Here is a 23,340-nt window from a genome sequence, read left to right as displayed (position 1 = left end):
GAATGGTGCGTACCAAGTAATAACAGCATGCGGAGCTATACTTATGATCAGAGCAAGACGTATTATAAGACCAGTTATAAATAGGGGGTGAAAGCACAGTTTCTTCATTGGGGAGTAACCATGCTTTCCCATATGTCAGCCCGTTTTGTACAAACAGCATCTGCCGTAATATTACGCTCCCTCAATAGTGATGCCAGTTGGGGGATTTCGATATCCGCATCTCGTCCTTGAAGTTCTGGAGAAACTATGCATAGTTTGAATCCTGACTCTTTGAGTCTTTGAGCGTCTTCCTCACTGAGGGGGAATTTAGTAAAGCAATCTACCCAGATCCAATCGACCTTATTAGCCAGCGTCAGAGCAGTTTCAATTGATTCGAACTCTGACACGCGGACCGCACAGCGATGCTCTCCTGCGTTTGACCACTTCACTAGAAATGGGAAGGACTGATCGAGAAAAAAATAGTCATCAAGGCCCTTTGACTTCATAAGAGAGATGAGTCGAGCCTCTAATCCTTCTTCTTTAACATTAAGTATTAATGTTCCGTGCTGGTACTCATTAATCCATTTGTCAAAAGATTCACCTGCCATATAAGGGTCGTGATGAATAATCAAATTTTCTCCCTCACTCCTTATATCTACTTCCACTCCATATTTTGAACTTGTGGACAAGAGCTCAGGTATTGTGTTGCGTCGATGTGATATGATTTTCATTGTTGGATTTTCTTTTTTAACTGAAGGCTGAAGTTAACAGTTCTACGAATAAATTTTCGCTTTGCTGCCCAATTTACATTCCAGTGTGATACGCCGTGTGCTCTTTCACCAAATCGCACGGGAAAACGATGTAGTTTAAGTCCTACTACTTGTGCTTGGTAATATGCATATAAATCAAGCGAAAAGTCGTCAGGAGGGTTAGTCCATGAATCAAAAAAATCTTTTGAAAATAAAGTTGGCTGAGCATTGATGTCCCACATCGGTTTAGAAAGTAGTAAGGTTTCAAAGATACTCATGCCTACTGTAAAAGCAACATCCATAAGTGGGCGACCATAACGTTTTCCTTTGACAAAAATATTATCTCCGTGCATGTCAAAGAGCTCCAGTCCTCGGAGCACGTCCAATGGATCTGTCTGCATATCAGCATGTGTCCATGCTACGATTTTTCCCTCTGCCGCTTTGAGTCCGGATATGATTCCATATCCATAACCCTGATTATTTTTCACGTGAATACTTCTGCAGCCGGGATAGGCTGGTAGTAGCTTTTCAAAAACTTCAGCCGTGTTATCCGTTGAGCCGTTATCAACAAGAATAATCTCGGTTTTTGGATTTTCTGCCAATTTCTTACAGCGTTCAAGTAATAGTGGAATATTTGCGGCTTCATTGTAGCAAGGGATAATAAGAGAAAGTCTCATTGAGATTCCTGAACTGTGCTCGGCCTGAATACTATATACTTCATGCCCAAAAAGTTAAGCGTGGCTGAAACGCAGGTTGCGGTCAGGAAAGCTAAATGCGTAATGAGCGCTGAATCGGTAAAGCAGTTTAATATCGTTGAGTTTATTAAAACGTTCGCTCCGAGAGTGCTTGAATATAAAGTGAAAAACTTCCAAGCAGTGCCGGATTGGTGTGATTTTTTTCCGAAAGTCCAGATTCGATTGGCGATGTATGCAAATAACGTTCCAGAAATAAAACTAATTGCCTTGGCTATTTCGATGCTGATTACTTGATCTTGAGTTAAAGCGCGATACGTCAAAAAATCGATTAATACTGTTAGTATACCCACGATCAAAAATGTAGCTAGTTCCCGATTAATCATGTAGGCATCACTGGTGATTCAGGTGTAATAGCCAGATATTTTGTCTCAAGGATGCTGATTTGCTCTTTAGGGATGCGACTGTCTAGTTTCAAGCTGTAAGGGTGGTTTTTCCATTTGTGGAAACATGATTGCCAGTATTCAAATGTACGTAGGTCATTTGGTGTTCCCCAGCATAAGTAACTATCTACTTCAAATAGATGGCAGCTTAGTCCAATTTCTATGGCGTCGTTAATAAGGGAGTCAATGTAAAACTCTCCGTTAACTTGCCCGTTTCGACAAATTAGCCTATCTAGCGCACGTCTAAAATCCTCCGCCCGACGAAAGGTAAACGTGCCCAAGACTACAGGGTCGGACTTAGGGTTTTTTAATGGCGCTTTAACGGAAATTGAACTAATCACACCATTTTCGGCTTCAATCCAGCCGAACATTTCAGGGTTGCGCAGCGCATTTGGATAGCCTCGAATACCCCAGACTATAATGTCTATAGATTGATCGTGAATTAATTTTTCAAAAGCATTGAGGTCATAAAGCGCACCGTTGTCACATGCGCCAATAGTGATTGGAGTGGAGGTTTCCCCTGCCGTAACCTCCAGAGCATCTAGACCAATCAACGCAGTACACGCTTGGCCTTGGGTCACATGATCAATGGTTTTTGTGATAGCTCTTGGATAGAGATTCTTTAATGTGCTTGCCACTTCTTCGTGGCCCATCATATCTGCCCTTAATACAAAGGCATAGTGTTCGGCGGGTGGTAGATCATGTGTTGCCTGGGCGACCATTGGCAAGCCCGAGACAGGAATTAGTGGCTTAGTTAGTGTATATTTCTCGTTAACAAAGCGCTGCCCAAGACCTGCCATTGGAATGACTAGCGCCCCTTGTGTGCTTTGAATAGGGGGGGCAGATTGAATAATTAACTGTCGAAAAATTCTTGACCATGACTCATATTCAGCAACGTCTTCGGGGGTTCCCCACTGCATAAAGTGTTGAAGTGGATAAACTGCAACAGATTGTTTGTTAGAAAGCAATATTTTGTAAGAAAGGCTCACATAAAATTCGCCACCAACACTGAGTTCTTGCTCCACTGTTGCATGAAATGCATGGCTCATGATTTGCGCCGATGAAAAATAATATGTACCACTGGATGCATACTCCTCCATACGGTTATTTGTATAGGGTTGCTTCTCCTGAATGTCTTGAATCCATCCATGAGCTTCAAGCATGTACGCATAATTTGTGCTTCCCAGAGAGTGTGGGTGGAAGCCTTTGTATGCAGGAATTGCTCCAGCACAAGCTGTTTCCTTGACAAATTTTTTGAAGTTATGCCAGTCCCAATAGCATGTAAAATCGCAGTAGTTAACAACTACCGGTGCTGCTGGATTGAGTAGGTGCTCGACTTGGAGTACGGCATTGATCGGTCCGAGCTTGTGAGGAGATATACCAACTATCCTACCCTGCGGACAGTACTCTTTTAGAGTGGCCTCCATGCAATAGGCCGGTTCGTCTAAGTGCTCTTGATTACATATAAATATAAAATCAGATTCGCCAGGGAACATGTCTATCACATGAGCGATAATCGGTTTTCCCTCAACCTGTATTAATGGCTTTGGCATAGAAAAGCCAGCGCGTCGAAAGCGCTCTCCAAAACCCGACATCGGAATAATGATTTGCACAAAATGACCTATGAATTAAACTTGAAATTTCAGTGGCTGTGGCAGTGCTACAGTCGTGTGAGAATAAAATTCTGATTTTAATCCAGCCCCCTCAAAGGTGCCATATTTTTCCGTAATTCAGCTGTGCCTCCTAACTCGTAGGGGTAGAGATGCATCATCAAGCATTGCCCCTCGTCTCTACTTGTATCGTTCATGATTGCAATGACAGGTCCTACTCTCTTACTCGGCGTCACTATCAGAGACTACCTTCCATGGTGGGAGTCTTCCCTTACGTGTGCGGATCTTTGCGCAAGGGTCGCAAAAAACTGAGGGCTGATACCGCCTGACCGCGCAGGATCGCCACACTTACACTATACAAACGGGTGTGGATCAATCACCTTTCAGCAGCGGAGTGTGATGCGTAACCCTAGCGGTTGGAGTTCTCCTTTGGCATTTTAAGCTCGACCACAGCATTGAGCGGCATACCCGTTTTTAATTTTAGCCACCGTGGGGGAAGGGCTAGGTTGTTCACATATTTTACGTAAGCCCCAAAACGTATTCACTCCCTTAAGGACTACTGACCTTAGGCTTACAAGGAGTTCCGGCGTGGCGCGATGCCCAGGCGGTGGCTGGCCTGATGGGCCTGCTCAGGGCCAAATACGACTTCATCAACAACACACCCTATATCGCGCGCCGTGGCGGTTCGCAGTTGATGAACCAGATCGCCCTAGCCCTGGGCGATGGCAGCGGCGCCGGAGCCGTGCAAGGCGGCCCGCCGAACGTGCCGCTGGTGATGTTCGTGGCCCACGACACCAACATCTCCTACTTGCGCACCATGCTCGGGTTTACCTGGCAGCAGAGCCCTTATCCGCAGAACAACATCCCGCCGGCCAGCACCCTGGCGTTCGAGCGTTATCGGGAGGTGAGCAGCGGCCAGCGTTTTGTGCACATCGTGTTCGAAGCCCAGAGCCTGGATCAGATCCGCAGCTTGCAGGGCTTGTCGTCTGGCAACCCGCCGCTGAGCGAGTCGTTCAACCTCGACGGGCATTGCCGACCCAGCGCCGTGGGCTTGCTGTGCCCGATCAATGAGGTGCTGGCGAGGATGGAGCAGGGCATCGACCGCACGGCGGTGGTGCCTTATGAGTACCAGGCGCGGTAAGAGAGGAGGGGCCGTGGGCCCCTCCGCTGCCCTAGTCGGGCGCGAACTGGTTGAGGGTAGTGATGATGTGCTCCTGCTCGGCGCGACTCAGGGTGTGGTACAGCGGCAATGACAGGATCTTGTCGTGCAAGGCCGCTTCCTGCGCCCGTGCCGACAGCGACAAATGGCGATAGGGCCGATGACTGGGTATCGGCAAGGGGTAATGGATGATGGTCTGGATACCATGGCGCTCCAGGTAGTCCTTCAAGCGGTCGCGGCAAGGGCTGGCAATCACGAACAGATGCCAGACATGGGCGCTGCGTTCCGTGACCTGGGGCAGGCGGATCAGCGGGTGGCGGATTTCGGCGAGGTAGCGCTCGGCGATCTGCCGGCGTGCCTCGGTGTCCTGATCCAGGTGGGCAAGTTTGACCCGCAGCATGGCGGCCTGGATCTCATCCAGACGGCTGTTCACCCCCGCGTGTTCATGCTGGTACTTGATGCGCGAACCGTAGCTGCCGAGGGCGCGCACCAGGGTCGCCAGTTCGTCGTCGTGGGTCACCACGGCCCCGGCATCGCCCAGGGCGCCGAGGTTTTTGCCGGGGTAGAAACTGAAGGCCCCTGCGTCGCCCCACTGGCCGGCTTTGCGCCCCTGGCACTGCGCGCCGTGGGCCTGGGCGCAGTCTTCCAGGACCCATAAGCCGTGTTGCTTGGCCAGGGCGACGATCTCTGGCATCGGGGCCATTTGCCCATACAGGTGCACCGGGATAATCGCCCGGGTCTTGGGGGTGATGGCCGCTTCTACCGCCTGCATGTCCAGGTTGTAGGTGGCCGGATCGATGTCCACCAGCACCGGCGTCAAGCCGTTTTCCATCACCGCCGAGACCGTGGCAATAAAGGTGTTGTTCTGCACGATGACCTCGTCACCGTCCTGCAGTTTGCCTTGCTCTTTCCAGGCCCGCAGGACCAGGGACAGTGCGTCCAGGCCATTGCCCACGCCCACCGCATGGGGCGTGCCACAGTACTGGGAGAAGGCCGCCTCGAACTGGCGCAACTCTTCGCCCTGCAGGTACCAGCCGGAATCGATGACCCGGGCGCAGGCGTCTTTCAACGCCTCGGCGTAGCCCTGGTTGATGGTTTTCAGGTCAAGAAAGGCAATCTTCATCAGGCACCGACCATCTGCTGGAACGTCTCGTAGTCACGCACATAGTCAGCTTCATCGTAGAGGCTGTCCGCCAGCACCATCAGCACGCAGTCGGGAGAAAAGTCATACATTTCTCGCCAGATAAACGACTCGATCAGCAGGCCCTGGCAGGGGTGATCGAGGCGGATATCAATCTTTTCCTTGCCGTCATCCAGCATGAAGCGGCACGAACCGCGCACGGCGACCGCCACTTGCTTGAGCGACTTGTGCGCGTGATAGCCCCGGCGCACGCCTTCGCCGGTATCGAACATGTAGTAGATGCGCTTGATCTGAAAAGGGATGTTCTTCCCTTCTTCCAGGGCAATCAGCGAGCCGCGTTCATCGCCGTGGGTTTGCAACTGTACGAGTTGGACTTTCATAGGTGACCGCTTGGGGAAGTCGGCAGAGTGCGCTGCAACCAACTCACGATGACGTCGGTATCAATGGCGTACTCCTTGTAATAGATCTCTCGGGAGTCTGACGTGTCGGCCTGGTAGGGGATGTAGTCCATTTCAACGCCGACGATGTCCGCCAGGTTGGAGAAGCAGGACAGTTCCCCTGCCTCCTTGGCCATCCAGCACAGGGCCTTCGCCCCTTGGGAAGCAAAGATGATGTTGGTCCAGGCCGCGCCGGTCGGGCCGATGATCACCTCGGCGTTGGCCATGATCGCCACTTGGTGGTGAATATCCTGTTCTTCCATGTACACGCAGACAAAGCCCAGGGCTTCGATGCGGGCCAGTACTTCGGCCTGGTTGTAGGGGCGCAAAAAGCCCTTGCGGCCGAGGAACACCCGCTTGGGCAGGGATGCCCGGTCGATGCCGGCGGTCAACGCCAGGGCCTTGTCCCGCAGGAACTGGATCGACTCGGGGCGGGCGAAGCTGTTCTCGGCCCGGCTGTAGGCCGAACCCTTGAAGTTGGGCACGCAATTGTTCGGTGCGCTGATCAGCAGCAAATCGGCCACGCAGTAAGAAGTGACGCTGTTCAAGAACACCACGGGCCTGGCAATGCCCAGGCTGGCGATCAGGGCCTTGATGGAGGGGATGTTCTGACTGTGCTGGGAAATCAGCACCGGGTAGTCGTCGTAGGCGCTGGGCAGCTCGGCAATGAACTGCAGTTGGCTGAGTATCTCCAGCACCCAGTGGTAGTAGTTGACCTCGCTGCCACCGCTGACCAGCAGGCCCTTGGCGATGGGCTGGTTCTGGCCGCGTCGGGCCAGGGCCAGGGTGCGGCCGTGGTAAAGCAGGTGGGCGCCGCTGTAGTCGGCATCGGCAGAGGGTGCGGTCACCACACGTTCGGCAATCACTTGGCCATCGGCCAGAATCACCGAGCGCGACACCGAGCAGACCTGGGCCTGCTGGAAGCGATACAGGGCCACTTCAGGCAGAGTGATGGCGGTTGCCGGTGTCGCTTGGCCAACGAATCGCGGGCCTTGAACGCTACCGGCCACGGCTGGGCGAAACACATGGACCTTGTTCGTACTGACTTCATCCAGCCAGCGCAGCTTGCAGCGGCTGATTCTGCCGAGCGGGTTCTGTTGCTTGAAGAACAACCGGTACAGCCAGTCGGAAATCAGCCCCTCGCGGCGGCACATCAGCTCGTAACCCAGGCGCTCCAGGCGCGCGTTGCAACGCTGCCGCAGGTTGGGTGAGGAAAGCTGCTTATGGAAGATGCTGATCTTGTCTTCGCTGACTGCCAGCTCATCCACCAGTTGTGGGTAGATGTCCCGGTAGTAGTCGCTGGCGATGATGATTTTTTCGAAGGCCAGGCTGCCCAGTTGCTGCGGGGCGTGGATGGTTTTGCCAAACAGGGTCTGCCCATGCTTCTGCTGGTTGTTGTCCAGAAAGCCGACCACGTTGTAACGGGCACGGCAGTTTTTATAGAAGCTGATGCCACCGGCACCGGTTCCAAAAATCAGGATGGGGGTTTTCTGTGCTGCCCTTATTGCCATACAGCCCTCGTACCACGTCTAAACATCACCCGCCCCCGCAGCAGGCGAGGAAGCGCAAGTCTACTGGTTGTAAATGAGCATTCCGAGCCTGTTTTCTGGACCGTGTTGCCGAACGCAGTCGTTTTCACAAAGGCTGCCGGGGCGGCCTGAAAGGGGCCCGCTCAGTTGTTGTTAATGATGTTGCCGCGGATCTGCGCGACCCCCTTGGCATCCAGGTCGCGCCGGGTCCTGATGGGCCTCAACTCGCCACTGATGTGGCGGTTGATCTCATCGATGCCGGTCTTGGCAGTGTGGCCATTGGACTTGCCCAGCAGGTAGCGCAGCGACAAGCGAAACTGCTCCGACTCGTGGGCCACTGGGCGGGTGCCGTGCAGGGTGCAGTTGTGCCAGAGCCCGACATAACCCGGGCCTCCGGTCAGCCGTTGGTCGGTGCAGGGCACGCTGTTGCCCTGGTCATCGCTGTACACCCAACGGTCGCCGTCCAGGTGTTGCAGGTGATGGGGGAACAGCGTGGCGCCGAACCGGTGGCTGCCGGGCATCAGGTGCAGGGGCGAGTCGTGCTCGGACACTTCGTGCAAATAGACGTAGAGCGTGAGAAAGGTCGAAGGGTCCAGGTCCACCCGGCCTTGGGGCCAGTCGATGATGTCCTGGTGGAAGTCGATGCCGCGGAAATAGGTGATGTCGCGGTAGGGCTTCTTGATGTAGGGCCCCAGGTTGGCCACGTTCACGTCGCGGATTCGTTCCCGAATCCAGTCCGGTAGCCAGGCGTCCGGCACACCGCAGACGGCCTTCTTGATGACCACCTCATAGTCGTCGCCCAGCACTTGGTCCAGCACGGCGGTCAGGCGCGGGTCCTGCTCGATGAATTGCAGTTGCGATTCAAACTGGTTGAGGAAGTTGAAGGTCTTGGTCGGGTTGGCGTTGAAGTGGTTTTCCTGGGCCAGGTACTCGGCCTGATCCATGAACAGCTCACCCCCAAACACCCGCGCGGCGATCATATCGCGGTACAGCGCCTGGGTCTGGGGTACATCCAGAATCTCTCCAAACAGATGGGCACCCTGCTCCATGAGGTTGTTGATACAGGTCTGCATGTGGTGATCGCTCATCGTGGCTCGTGGTCCTTGAGGTGGTTATCGGCGGGCGCTGTTTAAAGTGAACGCGGGGCCGGCAAAAAAATACGCGGCCCGATTAGCGGCTTCCGCCGTTGGCGGGCGGCGAGGGGCGGGTCGCAGCCTGGGGCGCATCTTCCGCTACAGGCGGCGGCCGGGCATTGCGCCGGGTCAACGGGGCCGAGCAGGGCGGGGTGGCGTCAGGCGTGCTGGAGCAGCATGGCCCCGGCGGCGCCGAGCATGATCACCGCCGCGCCCCTGAACAGCAGTTGTTGGGCGCGAAGGCTGGCGAGCAGGTGGCGCACGCGAACGGCGCCCAGGACAAACACCGTGCCCACCGCCAGCAACACCAGGGCGGTCAAGGGCACCAGCATCAAGCCCCAGGTTTGCAGGGAGATGGACTCAAGGTTGATCACCAGGGGCAGCAGGGCCAGGTAAAAGGCAATGGTCTTGGGGTTGCCCAGGGTGATGGTCAAGCCCGAGAACCAGGCCGACAGCAACTCCCGGCGGTCGATGGGTTTGCCAAGGCTCACGGGTTGATGTGCGGCAAACCAGAATTGCCAGGCCAGGTAGCCCAGGTAGGCGGCGGCCCCCCAGCGGACCACGGCAAACAGGGCGCTGAAGTGGTGGGCGATCAGGGTCAGCCCGAAGACCGCGAATGACAGGTAGATCAGGTCGCCGAGGATGATTCCCAGCAACAGGCTGAAGCCCGGCAGCAATCCGCCGCTGACGCTGCGGGCCACCAAGGCGGCCATTCCGGGCCCTGGGATGGCGGCGGCGATGCCGAGGGCGGCGGCGTAGGTGAGGATTTGCGACAGGTCCAGCATGGGGCGATCTCGACAAAAAGGGGGGACGGGCGGTGAGTGCTCGGTGGCCTGCATGGCCGGTGCCGGAGGGCGGCGGCCGTTACCTGAACAGTGGCAGGCTGCCGGTCAGTCGGTTGATGGTCTTCTTCGGGCCAATCAAGCCCAGGGCCACCAGCTCGATGCCAGAGCTGTGGGCCTGATTGATCCGCGACTCGTACTCGACATAGGTCTTGCAGGACTGGGCCAGGGCGCTGAAGGGAATGCTGTGCACCTCTTCGTCGGTCATGAGCTGGCTGTGGATGCCGCGAATCGCCTCGTTGCTGGCCAGAAGAATCGGCAGCGGGGCATAAATGACCCCGGGGTAGTTCACCTGGTCCTGGCTGGACATGTCCGGCCCCACCAGGCCCGTCACCGTGGTTCCCAAGCTAACCCCGATGACACTGGCCGCATTGATGGCGTGCCCCGGCCCGAGGGCGCTATCCACAATAATCACGCATTTATGCAGGCTGGCATCGAACTTCATGGCGGACCTCAAGAGTGCTGGACCCGCTGCTTCCAGGGCGCGGGGCGGGAATAAGCATATACCGCGTGCCTGGGTAAAAAGTGTCTAGTTGTATTGCTGTTGACGTGGTTTTGGGTGAGATTTACCTGCATATGTGTACAGGAAGAAAAATATGACCGATCCAGCCTTGAGCCTCATCGACACCCGGATTCTTGCCGCTTTGCAGGAAGACGGCCGGATCACCAACCAGACCCTGGCCGACCAGATTGGCCTGTCGGCATCACCCTGCTGGCGGCGGGTGCGCCAGCTTGAAGAGCACAACGTGATCCAGGGTTACCGGGCGGTGCTGGACCGGCGCAAGATCGGCCTCGGTGTTCTGGTGTTTGTGCGGGTCAGCATTGACCGGCACAGCGAAGCCGAGGCCCAGCGCTTCGAGCAGGAGGTGATGGAGTTGGAGGATGTGGTGGCCTGCTACAGCATCGGTGGCGATGCCGACTTCTTGCTGCAGGTAGTCGCCCGGGACCTGGACACCTTTGCCGACTTCGCCATGTCGGTGATCCGTCGACTGCCGGGAATCAAGGAAATGCAGAGTATGTTTGTGCTCAAGGAAATCAAACCCTTCACCTCATTGCCGGTGAAAGCGCCCAAGGCCTGATGGCCGTGGGCGCGGCGGTCTAGACCTCGACGATCATGCCGTCCACCAATGCATAGGTGCCGCTGGACAGGCCGTTGGCGATCACTTCGATCAGATGTTCAATGCTTGGGGCGATCAGCAGGCGGTAGGTTTCGTTATGGTAGTAGGCGATGACTTGCCCGCTGTGCCCGCCGGGCGCCGGGTCCAGGTCGAGGCACAGATAGTCGCCTGCGCCGTTGGCCATGATCGGCAACCAGTGCGGCCACCACCAACTGGGCTTGATGCCCGGGGCCACGTCCATGGGCGCGTGATCGGGGTCTTCCTCGTTGCGGCCGTCGGGAAAGAAGTCGTTGAGAAATTCGCTGCGGTCCAGCACTTCGTCCAGAGGCATCCAACTGAAAGCATCGAGCAGGGTGGCGCTGCCTTCGGTCTGGCCGTCGGCGATGCCGTAGAGCGTGCACAGTGACGCGGGCAGGGTGCGTCCGAGGCAGGCTTCGGCCCGGACGATGGCGGCGTTGTCGGCGGGTGGCCGGAACATCGGCGGCAGTTGCTGATCCGCGGCCTGAACCTGGCGAGCGATGTGTTCGAGGTGGTGAGCCAGGGTGGCTGGAGCTGGCGAGTGGGGGGCGGTCATGTCTTCATCCTGGAGTCCATTGCCTGGCTATCCTGCTGGGCCGAGCCTTGCGCCGCAAGGTTTTTTGCCTGGTCGGCAAGGCCAATGCCAGCCCTTGAGGCGCGGCTGTTTGCGGCGAATTGTTACGGCTTTCGCAGCAGTGTTTCTTCCATTCCACGAATGACAATTTGTCGCAGGCCGGCTTTTTTTTGATACCCTTGCCAAGCTAACTAACTAAGTAGTTAATTGATTTCAGGCTCCCGTCGAACTCGGCGCCTGGGTGACTGTTGTCCGCGCTGATGCGCTGGCCGTGGCTGGGTTCACTGAAACCCTGTCCTGGAAACACCACCCAAGGTCGCAGCCTCCACTACTCTTAACTTTCCCACTAACGTTCATGCGTCAGCAGGATCATGCAACATGACTAACACTCAACCTTCGGCATCCGTCAGCCGCTGGCCCCTCTGGGTCGTCGCTTTCGGAGTGCTGGTATTTGGATTGCTTTTCGCCGCCGGTGGCGGCTATCTGGCCACGCTCGGCGGCAGCTGGTACTTCCTGCTCGCCGGTCTCGGCCTGATCGTCTCGGCCGTGTTGCTTTTCAAGCAGCGCCTTAAAGGGGCCTGGCTGTTCGCTGCGGTTATGGTGCTGACGCTGATCTGGGCGCTGGCCGATGTCGGGCTGAAGTTCTGGCCGCTGGTCTCCCGTCTGTTCGCTCTGGGCGTACTGAGCCTGTTGGTGGCGCTGGTCTACCCGACCCTGCGCAAGGCCAATGGCCTGGCCGGCGGTCGTGGTGGCTACGCCCTGGGTGGCGTGCTGGCGATCGCGATCGTTGGCGGTTTTGCCGGCATGTTTGTGCCTCATTACTCGGTGTCGCCGAGCGGTGATGGCCCGGGCCTGACCCAGGTCGACCCGGCCAAGGCGCAGAAAAACTGGGCCCACTACGGCAATGACGAAGGCGGTAGCCGCTTTGCCGCGCTGGACCAGATCAACCGTGGCAACGTTTCGCAACTGGTGCCGGCCTGGACCTACAACACCGGTGACGTTGCCATTAGCGACGGCAATGGTGCGGAAGACCAGATGACCCCGTTGCAGGTTGGCGACAAGGTGTTTATCTGCACCCCGCACAACAACCTCATCGCCCTGGATGCCGACACCGGCAAACAGCTGTGGAAAAACCAGATCAACGCCCAATCCAAGGTGTGGCAGCGTTGCCGTGGCCTGGCTTATTTCGACGCGACTGCCGCCGTGGCCCAGCCCACCGATGGCAGCACCCCGGCCCAGCCGGTCGCTGTCGCGGCCGGTGCCAACTGCCAGCGCCGTCTGCTGACCAACACCATTGATGCACGGCTGATTGCTGTGGACGCCGACACTGGCGAGTTCTGCCAGGGCTTTGGCAACAACGGCCAAGTGGACCTGAAAGCCGGCCTGGGCAACGTGCCTGACTCCTACTACCAACTGTCCTCCGCGCCGCTGATGGCCGGGACCACAGTAGTGGTGGGCGGCCGCGTGGCCGACAACGTCCAGGCTGACATGCCGGGCGGTGTGATCCGTGGTTTCGACGTGGTCACCGGTGCTATGCGCTGGGCCTTCGACCCGGGTAACCCGCAAGACAAAAAGGCCCCGGCCGACGGCAGCACCTACGTGCGCAGTACGCCCAACAGCTGGGCGCCGATGTCTTATGACCCGGCGATGAACACCCTGTTCTTGCCGATGGGCAGTTCGTCCACCGATATCTACGGTGTGGAACGTACGGCGCTGGACCACAAGTACGGCGCTTCCATCCTGGCGCTGAACGCCACCACCGGTGAAGAAAAGTGGGTCTACCAGACCGTGCACAACGATCTGTGGGACTTCGACTTGCCGATGCAGCCGAGCCTGATCGACTTCGCCAAGCCTGACGGCAGCAAGGTCCCGGCGGTCGTGATTGGCACCAAGGCCGGTCAGATCTACGTGCTGGATCGTGCCACCGGCAAGCCCCTGACCAAGGTTGAAGATGTACCGGTCAAGGCGTCGAACATCCCCAACGAGCCTTACTCGCCGACCCAGCCGCTGTCCGTGGGCATGCCACAGATCGGCGCGCAGCACCTGACCGAATCGGACATGTGGGGCGCCACGCCGTTCGACCAGATGCTGTGCCGCATCTCGTTCAAGAAAATGCGTTACGACGGCCTGTACACCGCGCCGGGTACCGATGTGTCGCTGAGCTTCCCGGGGTCCCTGGGTGGCATGAACTGGGGCAGCATTTCGACGGATCCGGTGCACGGTTTCATCTTCGTCAACGACATGCGCCTGGGCCTGTGGATCCAGATGATCCCGGCACAGAAAGACGCCAAGGCGTCGTCCGGCGGTGAAGCGCTGAACACCGGCATGGGTGCGGTACCGCTCAAGGGCACGCCGTATGCGGTGAACAAGAACCGCTTCCTATCGGTGGCCGGTATTCCGTGCCAGGCACCGCCATTCGGCACCCTGACCGCGATCGACATGAAGACCCAGAAAGTCGCTTGGCAAGTGCCGGTGGGCACCGTCGAGGACACCGGTCCGCTGGGCATCAAGATGAAAATGCCACTGCCGATCGGCATGCCGACCCTGGGCGGTACGCTGTCCACCCAGGGCGGCCTGGTGTTCATTGCCGGTACCCAGGACTACTACCTGCGCGCCTACAACTCGGCCAACGGTGAAGAAGCCTGGAAAGCCCGTCTGCCTGTGGGCAGCCAGGGTGGCCCGATGACCTATGTGTCGCCGAAAACCGGCAAGCAGTACGTGGTCATCACCGCAGGCGGCGCTCGCCAGTCGCCGGATCGCGGCGACTACGTGATCGCTTACGCGCTGCCAGACAGCAAGTAAGGCCGCACCTCAAGAAACCCGCTGTCGCCCGAGAGGGTGGCAGCGGGTTTTTTGTTGCCTGCCAGGTCAGGGTATCGAGGGGCAAAGCCCTAGTGGGGCAGGTTTCAATCGGCCGGTTTCACAGCGGGTCCTTTGGAAAGTACCGGCTCGGCACCTCGCCGAGCACTCGACGGAAAACACTGCTGAAGGCACTCGGGCTGCTGTACCCCAGGTCAGTCGCCACCCGCGTAATTGGCTCCCCGTTCCCCAAACGCACCACCGCCGCCAACAGGCAGGCCTGCTGGCGCCACTCGACAAAACTGATCCCGGTTTGTTGGCGAAACAGCCGCGTGAAGGTGCGGCGGCTCATGCCCACCTGCTGGGTCATGTCATCAATGCCGACCTCCAGCGACGGTTGCTCCAGCAGGGCGCGGCAGGCCTGCGCCAGCCTGGGGTCACTCGGCAGCGGGGCATTCAGCGACAGGGGCGCCATGGCGGCTATTTCGTGCAGCAGCAAACACATCAAATGACCATCCCGACTCGCCTGCGCATAGCAGGCCGGAACGTCGATGGCGCGGATCAGCAACTGCCTAAGCAGCGCTGACACATCGAACACCTGACAGTGCGCTGGCAGGCCAAGCTGGTCGGCGGCGGGGGTACGGATGTAGGTGTTCAGCATGGTCACCGGGCCGCTCATGCTCATCTCATGCGGCACGTGCGCCGGCACCCAGATGGCCCGTTGTGGGGGCACGACCCAATTGCCCTGGCAGGTGAACACAGTGATCACCCCGCAGGCGGCATAGGCAAATTGCCCTCGTTCATGGGTATGTCGTTCAAACAGCAGCCCGTCGCCATAGTCATGGGCCGTGACCACCGCGTCGCGGGGAATATTCTCGTCGGTGTCTAGCTCGGTTTTGCGCATGGCCCGAATTTACTGATCTATGACCTGATAGTGCAAGCGAGCCATGCTGGCGATTGCGCATAGTGGGGCCCTGGCTGGCGCATACAGGCGCCGCCCCCTGTCTTGTGGAATCCGCGCTATGCAAAAGAAACACCTGGCCCTGGCCGTCTTGGTGACGGCCGTCTGGGGCCTGAATTTTCCCATTACCAAACTGGGGCTGGCGGCGATCGATCCGCTGCTGCTCACGGCGCTGCGCTTTACCCTGGCGGCATTGCCCTGGGTCTTTTTTGTCAAACGTCCGCCCATCGCGATGGGCTGGCTGGTGGCCTACGGATTGATTTTCGGAGTGGCCATGTGGGCGCTGATCAACGTCGGCATCGAGTTGGGCGTCCCTCCGGGCACCGCGGCCCTGTTGATCCAGTTCAGCGCCTTCTTCACCCTGGGCTGGGGCGTACTGCTGTTCCGCGAACACCTGAGCCTTGGGCAGATACTCGGCGTGGTACTGGCCGTGCTGGGGTTGTTCAGCATCATCCTCAGCAGCCCCGGCCAGGGCACGACAATCGGTTATGCGTTGCTGCTGGTCAGCGCCTTTAGCTGGAGCGTCGGCAACGTCATCATCAAACAGTCCAAGGTCCGAGAAATGTTCGCCTTCGTGGTGTGGGCCAGCCTGTTCCCACCGATTCCCCTGTTGGCACTCACCTGGCTCGCCCATGGGCCGGCGCCGTTCACCACCCTCGTCAGCCACCTCGAAGGCGTGGCCGTGTTCTCGCTGTTGTTCCAGGTCTACGCCGCGACGCACTTCTGTTACTGGGGCTGGAACCTGCTCCTGCGCGAATACCCCGTATCCCGAGTGGCCCCGCTGTCCCTACTGATTCCCGTTTTCGGCATTGCCGGTTCAGTGCTGATGCTGGGGCACCGGATTGACCTCAACGAAGGCCTGTCCATCGCATTGATTCTATCGGCGCTGGTTGTGGGGTTGATGAAAGGGCCGAGGGTTTGGTGTAGGGCGTAGGGGGAGGGGCGTGCGGTTTTGATCGGTTGGAAAGCCAGAAACAAGAAAGCCCGCACGGGGCGGGCTTTCTTGGGGTGTTTCCGGTCATGTAGGAACATGGGGAAACTTGGATTGGTGGGCCGGGGAGGTCTGAATCAAATTTCTAATCTGCTGATTTATCTAGTTTTGGTTTGTTTGAAATGATAGGCGGGATACCGTCTGGCATACCGAATCCATGCGTATAGCTGAAAAATTTTGGGCTTTCGTCCGAGAAGGTCAGAACTGAACGTCGACGGCTCGACGCGGCCGATCTCTCAAAACATGCTGCCGATCCTCGACCTTGGTACTCAAACGCCGTGGAATCGTTCCAGCTCGCCGATATCGCCTCAGCCGGCATGTACGGGGTGTACGGCCATGAGCGGCAGAGCTCAGGCGCTTTTCATTCATCGCGAATGTGCGCTCGGCGGCTACTCAGACCCAGGAACGCGAGCTTTTAGGCAAAGATGATCAATGGGCGCGTATGGTAGATTTGGTGCTGGTACCGCTCCCGCGACTCCAGGGAGACAAGCCGGCCGTGACCCACTCCGCTATGTGCGACAATGCGTTGATTATTGAAACGCGGACCGCTTTGCCGGGCTACATTTTTGGGCGCAAGGCGGTCAGAACTTACGACCCTGGTCTTGATTCCGCATACTATTACCCTTGGCTTAAAGGCGCTTTAATGCATCACGGTGTTAGAGCGCCCCGCCTGTGGCATAAGCCAAACGTGACGCCTCTGTATGACTGCTAGTAAAACCAATGACAGCGAAGCCATCGGCTTCTTCCATGGCCATCGGCGCGCCAGGCGTTCGATCGAACAAAAAAGGAACGATTCTTATGAAGCTCGAAGCCATAGCTAAAGGCGCGCTGATCTCTGGAATCGAAGAGGGCAAGGTCGTACGCGTCGTGAGCGCCGATCCGCTGGGCGACAACGCCATGACTGTCATCTATAAATCTGATGACGGCCGTCTCGGCGAGCGAGTGGTGTTTCGCAGGGACGAGCCTGCGCTTTGTCTTGCGACTGCGGGGCGCCCTTGGGGGTTCGATGCGGATGGTGCCGATTTTAAGTTGGCCGCAGAGGCGTACCGGATCAATTTGGCTCATCTGTTCGACCCGATGATGGCCATCCACACTTCAAACGTTGACCCTCTTCCCCACCAGATCACTGCTGTCTATGAGTCGATGCTGCCAAGGCAACCACTACGATACGTGTTGGCAGATGATCCTGGTGCCGGGAAAACTATCATGGCCGGGCTTCTGATCCGAGAGCTGCTGATGCGTGCGGATGCCGCCCGTATTTTGATTGTGTCTCCTGGTAGCCTTGTCGAGCAGTGGCAAGATGAGCTCTATGAGAAATTCGGCTTGGAGTTCGCCTTGTTCTCGCGCGATCTCGAGCAACAAAGCCGTGGTGGTAATGCCTTCGAGGATAATCCGCTCATGGTGGCTAGGCTTGACCAGCTCTCCCGTGCTGAAGACCTCCAAGAGAAGCTTGAAAACAGTCGATGGGACTTGATTGTCGTCGACGAGGCCCACAAGCTTTCCGCCACGTGGTTTGGCGCGAAGGTCAACGAGACCAAGCGCTTCAAACTTGGCAAGCTCTTGGGCGGAATTACACGCCATTTTCTGCTGATGACCGCTACGCCGCATAACGGCAAAGAGGAGGACTTTCAGCTTTTCATGTCACTGTTGGACTCTGACAGGTTCTACGGAAAATTCCGCGATGGAGCGCATAAGGTCGACGTGAATGACATGATGCGTCGCATGGTCAAAGAAGACTTGCTTAAGTTCGACGGCACGCCGCTATTTCCTGAGCGAAGAGCCTATACGGTCAACTATCAGCTTTCGCCAGCGGAGTCTACGCTCTACGCCAGTGTCACGGCATACGTCAAAGAGGAAATGAATCGTGCCGAGAAGCTAGGTGGCGGTCGAAAAGGCACGGTGGGATTCGCTCTAACAGCATTGCAGCGCCGCCTAGCTTCGAGCCCAGAGGCCATCTATCAGTCCTTGAAGCGCCGACGCGAGAAATTGAAGCGCCGTGTTGAAGACGAAAGAGTCAAGCAGCGCGGCGGCAAGCTGCTGGCCGAAACCGTTCTAACCGTAGGTGTCGGTGAGGATATCTGGGACAGCGCTGAGGACATGAGCCCCGATGACTATGAGCAGTTCGAAGAGGAGGTAGTCGACCAAGCCACTGCCGCCCAGACAATTGCTGAGCTCGAATTGGAGATCCTTACGCTTGGCCATCTAGAAGAGCAGGCTCGCGCGCTGGTTCACTCTGGCCAAGATCGGAAGTGGGAAAGTTTGCGGGAGCTTTTGCAGCATACCCCTGAGATGCTTGGCCATGACGGCCTGCAGCGCAAGCTCATCATCTTTACTGAACACCGCGACACACTCAACTACCTCGCAGTCCAAATCCGCGGGCTTCTAGGAAGCGCCGAGGCAGTGACTATGATCCATGGTGGAGTCAAGCGCGAGGATCGCCGGAAAGTCCAAGAGTTGTTCCGTAACGACAAGGATACTCGTGTTTTGCTTGCCACTGACGCAGCAGGCGAAGGTGTCAACTTGCAAAACGCCAATCTAATGGTGAACTACGACTTGCCATGGAATCCGAACCGTTTGGAGCAGCGCTTCGGCCGCATTCACCGTATTGGGCAGACAGAGGTTTGTCACCTTTGGAATTTAGTTGCCAACGAGACCCGCGAGGGCGACGTCTTCCAGAAGCTATTCGATAAGATCGAGATTGAGCGCAAGGCCCTCGGAGGTCGAGTATTCGATGTGTTGGGCGAGGTGTTCGATGGGGTCAGCCTTCGTGAGCTCCTAATCGACGCCATTCGCTATGGTGACGATCCAGCCGTGCGCGCGCGGCTTCGCCAAAGAGTAGAGGGGGCGCTCGACACAAGCCACCTCCGCGATATCATCGGTCGCAACGCGCTAGCTGAGGAAATCATGGATGAACGTCGACTTTTCGCGTTGAAAGAAGAGATGGAGAAAGCAGAAGCGAGAAAGCTTCAGCCGTATTTCATCAGGTCCTTCTTTTCGCAGGCATTCGAGCGTCTGGGTGGAGACCTTCGCCCGCGCGGCTCAGGGCGATATGAGATTACGTTCGTGCCAAGCGTAATTCGCGAGCGTGATCGCCAGATCAGCGGCCGTGATCGACGGAACATGGATCCGGTCTTGATTAAATACGAGCGCGTCTGCTTCGAGAAAAAGTTTGTTCGCCTTCTTGATCGACCTAACGAGGCGATGGCCAGTCTGGTCCATCCTGCGCATCCGCTTATGCATTCTGTGGTCGATCTGATGCTCGAGCAGCATCGGGGCAAGCTTAAGCAAGGTGCCACGTTTGTAGATCCCAACGACGAAAGCCTTGAACTGAAATTACTATTTCTCATTGATCACTCAGTTCGCGAGGGTGACGAAAGAGCGCTGGTAGTATCTCGCCGCTTGCAGTTCGTGTCGGTAGATAGGTACGGCGTAGTTCAAAACGCGGGCTGGGCGCCCCACCTGGATCTCAATCCGATCAGCGCAGAGGAGCGCGCGCTTGCCGGCCCCGAGCTTGACGCTGATTGGATCACCAAAGACTTTGAGGAACGGGCACTCTCGCATGCTTCCGAAAAGCTTGTGCCGGAACATTTTGAGGAAATCCGGGAGCGTCGCGAAACCCACGTTGACAAGAATCTTACCGCCGTCCATGAGCGCTTGATTAAGGAGATCGATTACTGGTCGGATCGCCATGAAAAGTTTAAGACCGACTTGGCTGCGGGTAAAGACGTGCGCTTGACGCTCGAGAACGTCCGCCGAACCGTCGACGAGTTAACCGCCCGCCTGGAGTCGAGAACCAAAGAACTTCGCGCCTCCCGCCATGTAGTCTCAGCGACGCCGGTGGTGGTCGGCGGGGCGCTGGTGATCCCTGCTGGTCTACTCGCGCAGCGTCGCGGGGATGCAGAGGGCCAGACCTGGACCGCTGATGCCACAGCCCGTGCTCGCGTCGAGCGGGTTGCCATGGAGGCCGTCCGTAAATCCGAGGAGGCCATGGGGCATCAGGTAGTCGATGTGTCCGCTGAAAAGTGCGGTTGGGACATGACTTCGATTGTTCCCTCCCTAGACGGCAAGCTTCCCCAGGCAAGGCATATCGAGGTCAAAGGGCGATCCAAAGGTCAGTCGACAATCACGGTCACGCGCAATGAAATTCTCTACGGGCTCAACCAAGCCGATAAATTTATTTTGGCCATCGTAATCATCGACGGTGAAAGCCACGAAGGTCCTCACTATATTCGCAACCCATTCACGCAAGAGCCTGATTGGGCAGTGACAAGCATCAACTTGGACCTCGCGTCCTTGCTCTCGAAGGCTAAATCTGCATGACACTGATTAAAACACCCAAGAAGCTGATTGAAGTGGCACTGCCGCTCGACGACATCAATGCGGCCTCCTCAAAAGAAAAGTCAATCCGCCATGGCCATCCATCGACGCTCCATCTCTGGTTTGCCCGGCGTCCGTTGGCATCTGCACGCGCCATCCTTTTCGCACAGATGGTCAATGACCCTGGCTATGAACGACATCTAGGCCGCGGCGTAAACAAGGAGAGGGCAAAGGTCGAGCGGGAGCGACTTTTTAATATCATTCGGGATTTGGTCAAGTGGGAGAACACGGACAACAAAGAGGTCCTTGACCGCGCGCGCGCGGAGATCCGCAAATCGTGGAAGGAGACGTGCGACCTCAATCCTGGCGTTCCCGGATTTGATCCCGAGGTGCTGCCAGTGTTTCATGACCCGTTCGCGGGTGGCGGATCTCTACCTTTAGAAGCACAGCGCCTCGGCTTTGAGAGCTACGCTACCGACCTCAATCCTGTTCCTGTTGTTCTGAACAAGGCGATGATCGAGATCCCGCCGAAGTTTAAAGACATGGCTCCGGTTGGACCACTGTCACTGGCGGCACGGCAGCAGCGCATTCCCGAGCTTTGGACCGGTGCACGGGGCCTGTCCGAGGATCTCCGCCGATACGGCACCTGGATCGGTCAAAAAGCTGCAGAGAGGCTGGGGGAGCGCTATGCGCAGATAAAGTTACCGGCCAGGCTGGGCGGCGGTACGGGTACGGTCCTAACTTGGCTATGGTGCCGAACAGTAGCCAGTCCTAATCCGGCTGCTGGTGGCATGCATATTCCGCTCGCAAAGTCCTTCCAACTCGCGAAACGTGAGGGCCGCGAGATCTACATGGTGCCTCAGGTCGCCGACGACAAGCTTAGTTATTCGTTCGTTCTGCAGGAGGGTGGCACACCAGCCATCAAGAGCACGGTCGGAGGCCGTGGCGGTGTTTGTATTTTAACCGACTCGCCGATTCCGCTCACCTATATCCGAACGGAAGGGCTGGCTGGGCGTATGGGGCAGAGACTGATGGCGGCGGTCGTGCAGACGACGAAAGGCAAGGTCTATGTCGCGGCTAGCGAAATGGAGGAGCCAGACTTCTCGGCGATGGAGCCTAGCGCGCCGGAGGCTGAAATCCTTCATTGGTCGGGTTGCACCAATGTCGTTGTCTACGGCATGAAGACCTTTCAAAGCCTTTTCAATCTGCGACAGCAATTCGCGCTAACAACGTTTTGCGCTCTGGTAGTTGAAGCTAGAGAGGAGATTCGCAAAGACGCGATCAAAGCGGGGATGAGGGACGACAACCTGGGCCTCGAGCAAGGGGGCACGGGCGCGACCGCATATGCTGAGGCGGTATCAGTTTACTTGGCCTGCGGTGTGGGTAGAGTGGCGAATTATTGGAACACTTTGTCTTCATGGGAATCTGGTGGTGAATTTGTTAAAGGCGCTTTCACTACACATGCTTTGCCCATTGTTTGGGACTATGGCGAAGTCAATCCTTTAACGGACGGCGGCGGATCTTGGACAAGCGCCCTTGGCTGGATAGCCAGGGTGATAGATTTGTTGCCAGCCACGGCAACTGGCCACGCCATGCAGCTCGACGCGGCTAATGCGTCGTTGCCAATCGAAACTCAAACCGTAGTGTCGACTGACCCGCCTTATTATGACAACGTACCCTACTCGAACTTGTCCGATTTTTTCTACATTTGGATGCGGCCTTGCCTGCGTCAAGTGTTTCCAGACATTTTTGCGACACGGCAAACGCCTAAGGCCGACGAGTTAGTCGCTTCGCATAGCCTCTACGATGATATCAATGATGCGATGAAGCATTTCACTGACGGCATGACGTTGGCTTTAAAGCGGATGCATGATAAGGCCAACGAATCGGTACCGGTGACCATCTACTACGCGTTCAAACAGAGCGACACTGGGGCGACGGGCACAGCGTCGTCCGGATGGGAAAGCTTCCTTGAGTCCGTCATCAAGGCTGAATTTGTAATCACGGGAACGTGGCCGGTACGAACGGAGCGAGGCGTGCGAGGACGAGCTATTGGCTCCAACGCATTGGCTTCATCCATTGTCTTGGTTTGTCGCAAGCGCGACGCGGATGCGAAGGCTATTTCCCGGCGCGAATTCCAACGCGAACTCAAAGAGCATTTGGCCGAGGCACTCGATGTAATGATCGGTGGTGCAGAAGGCGTTTCGCCGGTGGCCCCAGTCGATTTGGCGCAGGCCGTGATCGGGCCAGGTATGGCGATTTTCTCGAAGTACTCGGCCGTCCTTGAAGCCGACGGCAAACTTATGACCGTCCACACCGCGCTCACATTGATCAATAAGATGCTGACCGAGGGTGTAGATGACTTTGACTCGGACACCCAGTTTTGCCTCTCCTGGTTTGATGGCCAAGGTTGGGCAGAAGGCGATTTTGGTCAAGCAGACGTATTAGCTCGCGCGAAGGGAACCAGCGTACAAGGCCTGGGTGCGGCAGGCGTTGTGGAGTCTGGGGCCGGAAAGGTCCGGCTACTCAAACCTTCGGAATATCCAGCCGATTGGATGCCAGAGAACGACAACAACACTCCAGTTTGGGAGGCTTTGCATCAAATGATCAGGGCTCTCCAAACGCAAGGGGAGGCCGCATCTGGCTCGTTGCTAGGGGGAATGCCGGCACGAGCGGACAACATTAGAAATCTCGCTTACCGCCTTTACACGCTGTGTGAGCGGAAAGGCTGGGCCGACGAGGCCCGGGCCTATAACGAGTTGATCGCTTCGTGGACTGCCATCGAAGTCGCTTCGCATGAGAAGGGCCAGTATGGCTCGCAAGGCATTATTGAAATCTAAGGGAGCAA

18 protein-coding genes are annotated in these 23,340 nt (G+C 57.0%); 6 read left to right on the top strand and 12 right to left on the bottom strand.

All coding sequences use genetic code 11. From position 1 onward, the window contains the following. Nucleotides 1-104 precede the first annotated feature (104 nt). Genes M1B34_RS15495 through M1B34_RS15480 form a run of 4 tightly spaced genes read right to left on the bottom strand, consistent with a single transcriptional unit; the run spans nt 105 to nt 3,476 of the window. Entirely contained in the window at nt 105-710 is a 606-nt protein-coding gene (locus M1B34_RS15495) for a phosphatidylinositol-specific phospholipase C/glycerophosphodiester phosphodiesterase family protein (protein ID WP_268265563.1), read from the bottom strand. Continuing rightward, nucleotides 707-1,405 carry a glycosyltransferase family 2 protein gene (locus M1B34_RS15490; RefSeq protein ID WP_268265562.1) on the bottom strand — a complete coding sequence of 233 codons (699 nt, stop codon included), beginning with the start codon at nt 1,403-1,405 and terminating at the stop codon, nt 707-709. Before M1B34_RS15490 ends, M1B34_RS15495 begins: the two co-directional genes overlap by 4 nt. Beyond that, nucleotides 1,402-1,806 (bottom strand): GtrA family protein, encoded by a 405-nt coding sequence (locus tag M1B34_RS34090; protein WP_425273518.1) that lies wholly within the window; start codon nt 1,804-1,806, stop codon nt 1,402-1,404. Before M1B34_RS34090 ends, M1B34_RS15490 begins: the two co-directional genes overlap by 4 nt. Then, nucleotides 1,803-3,476, bottom strand: a complete 1,674-nt coding sequence (locus M1B34_RS15480; RefSeq protein ID WP_268265560.1) for a sugar phosphate nucleotidyltransferase — start codon at nt 3,474-3,476, stop codon at nt 1,803-1,805. Before M1B34_RS15480 ends, M1B34_RS34090 begins: the two co-directional genes overlap by 4 nt. 616 nt (nt 3,477-4,092) lie before the next feature. Between M1B34_RS15480 and M1B34_RS15475 the strand changes: the two genes are divergently transcribed. Beyond that, a complete protein-coding gene (locus M1B34_RS15475) occupies nt 4,093-4,614 on the top strand; it encodes a histidine-type phosphatase (RefSeq protein ID WP_268265559.1) in 522 nt (173 codons plus the stop codon). 31 nt (nt 4,615-4,645) lie between these two features. Here the strand turns inward: M1B34_RS15475 and M1B34_RS15470 are convergent, their stop codons facing one another. The 6 genes from M1B34_RS15470 to M1B34_RS15445 all read right to left on the bottom strand — a co-directional run bounded on the left by M1B34_RS15470 (nt 4,646) and on the right by M1B34_RS15445 (nt 10,159). Continuing rightward, nucleotides 4,646-5,755 (bottom strand): DegT/DnrJ/EryC1/StrS family aminotransferase, encoded by a 1,110-nt coding sequence (locus M1B34_RS15470; protein WP_268265558.1) that lies wholly within the window; start codon nt 5,753-5,755, stop codon nt 4,646-4,648. Then, nucleotides 5,755-6,153 (bottom strand): sugar 3,4-ketoisomerase, encoded by a 399-nt coding sequence (locus M1B34_RS15465; protein WP_123337376.1) that lies wholly within the window; start codon nt 6,151-6,153, stop codon nt 5,755-5,757. Before M1B34_RS15465 ends, M1B34_RS15470 begins: the two co-directional genes overlap by 1 nt. Then, nucleotides 6,150-7,721 carry a glycosyltransferase family 61 protein gene (locus tag M1B34_RS15460; protein WP_268265557.1) on the bottom strand — a complete coding sequence of 524 codons (1,572 nt, stop codon included), beginning with the start codon at nt 7,719-7,721 and terminating at the stop codon, nt 6,150-6,152. The genes M1B34_RS15465 and M1B34_RS15460 overlap by 4 nt, the downstream gene beginning before the upstream one ends. Before the next feature lie 161 nt (nt 7,722-7,882). Further along, entirely contained in the window at nt 7,883-8,827 is a 945-nt protein-coding gene (locus tag M1B34_RS15455) for a phytanoyl-CoA dioxygenase family protein (RefSeq protein WP_268263201.1), read from the bottom strand. A gap of 203 nt (nt 8,828-9,030) precedes the next feature. Further along, nucleotides 9,031-9,657, bottom strand: coding sequence for a LysE family translocator (locus M1B34_RS15450; protein WP_123337372.1), 627 nt, complete (start codon nt 9,655-9,657; stop codon nt 9,031-9,033). A 79-nt stretch (nt 9,658-9,736) separates the two neighbouring features. Then, on the bottom strand, nt 9,737-10,159 hold the full coding sequence (locus M1B34_RS15445) for a DUF2000 domain-containing protein (protein ID WP_268265556.1): 423 nt from the start codon (nt 10,157-10,159) through the stop codon (nt 9,737-9,739). Between the two features lie 151 nt (nt 10,160-10,310). Here M1B34_RS15445 and M1B34_RS15440 point away from each other — a divergent pair, with 151 nt between their 5' ends. Next, nucleotides 10,311-10,793, top strand: a complete 483-nt coding sequence (locus M1B34_RS15440; RefSeq protein WP_123337368.1) for an Lrp/AsnC family transcriptional regulator — start codon at nt 10,311-10,313, stop codon at nt 10,791-10,793. 19 nt (nt 10,794-10,812) lie between these two features. Here the strand turns inward: M1B34_RS15440 and M1B34_RS15435 are convergent, their stop codons facing one another. Beyond that, nucleotides 10,813-11,406, bottom strand: coding sequence for an SMI1/KNR4 family protein (locus tag M1B34_RS15435; protein ID WP_268265555.1), 594 nt, complete (start codon nt 11,404-11,406; stop codon nt 10,813-10,815). Between the two features lie 396 nt (nt 11,407-11,802). Here M1B34_RS15435 and M1B34_RS15430 point away from each other — a divergent pair, with 396 nt between their 5' ends. After that, nucleotides 11,803-14,226, top strand: a complete 2,424-nt coding sequence (locus tag M1B34_RS15430) for a glucose/quinate/shikimate family membrane-bound PQQ-dependent dehydrogenase (protein WP_268265554.1) — start codon at nt 11,803-11,805, stop codon at nt 14,224-14,226. Nucleotides 14,227-14,344: 118 nt separating this feature from the next. On the opposite strand, the gene M1B34_RS15425 is transcribed toward M1B34_RS15430, so the two are convergent. Continuing rightward, nucleotides 14,345-15,127, bottom strand: coding sequence for an AraC family transcriptional regulator (locus M1B34_RS15425; RefSeq protein ID WP_268265553.1), 783 nt, complete (start codon nt 15,125-15,127; stop codon nt 14,345-14,347). A gap of 118 nt (nt 15,128-15,245) precedes the next feature. Between M1B34_RS15425 and M1B34_RS15420 the strand changes: the two genes are divergently transcribed. The 3 genes from M1B34_RS15420 (at nt 15,246) to M1B34_RS15410 (ending at nt 23,332) form a co-directional block, all read left to right on the top strand. Next, entirely contained in the window at nt 15,246-16,118 is an 873-nt protein-coding gene (locus tag M1B34_RS15420; RefSeq protein WP_268265552.1) for an EamA family transporter, read from the top strand. A gap of 855 nt (nt 16,119-16,973) precedes the next feature. Then, on the top strand, nt 16,974-20,495 hold the full coding sequence (locus tag M1B34_RS15415; protein WP_130888418.1) for a helicase-related protein: 3,522 nt from the start codon (nt 16,974-16,976) through the stop codon (nt 20,493-20,495). After that, complete coding sequence (locus M1B34_RS15410; RefSeq protein WP_268265551.1) at nt 20,492-23,332, top strand: DUF1156 domain-containing protein; 2,841 nt, start codon at nt 20,492-20,494, stop codon at nt 23,330-23,332. The genes M1B34_RS15415 and M1B34_RS15410 overlap by 4 nt, the downstream gene beginning before the upstream one ends. Nucleotides 23,333-23,340 lie beyond the last annotated feature (8 nt).

The organism is Pseudomonas morbosilactucae, from assembly GCF_023241715.1.
Lineage (GTDB): Bacteria > Pseudomonadota > Gammaproteobacteria > Pseudomonadales > Pseudomonadaceae > Aquipseudomonas > Aquipseudomonas morbosilactucae.
The sequence above is the reverse complement of the archived record's forward strand: the minus strand, read 5'-3'. Positions and strand labels throughout refer to the sequence as shown.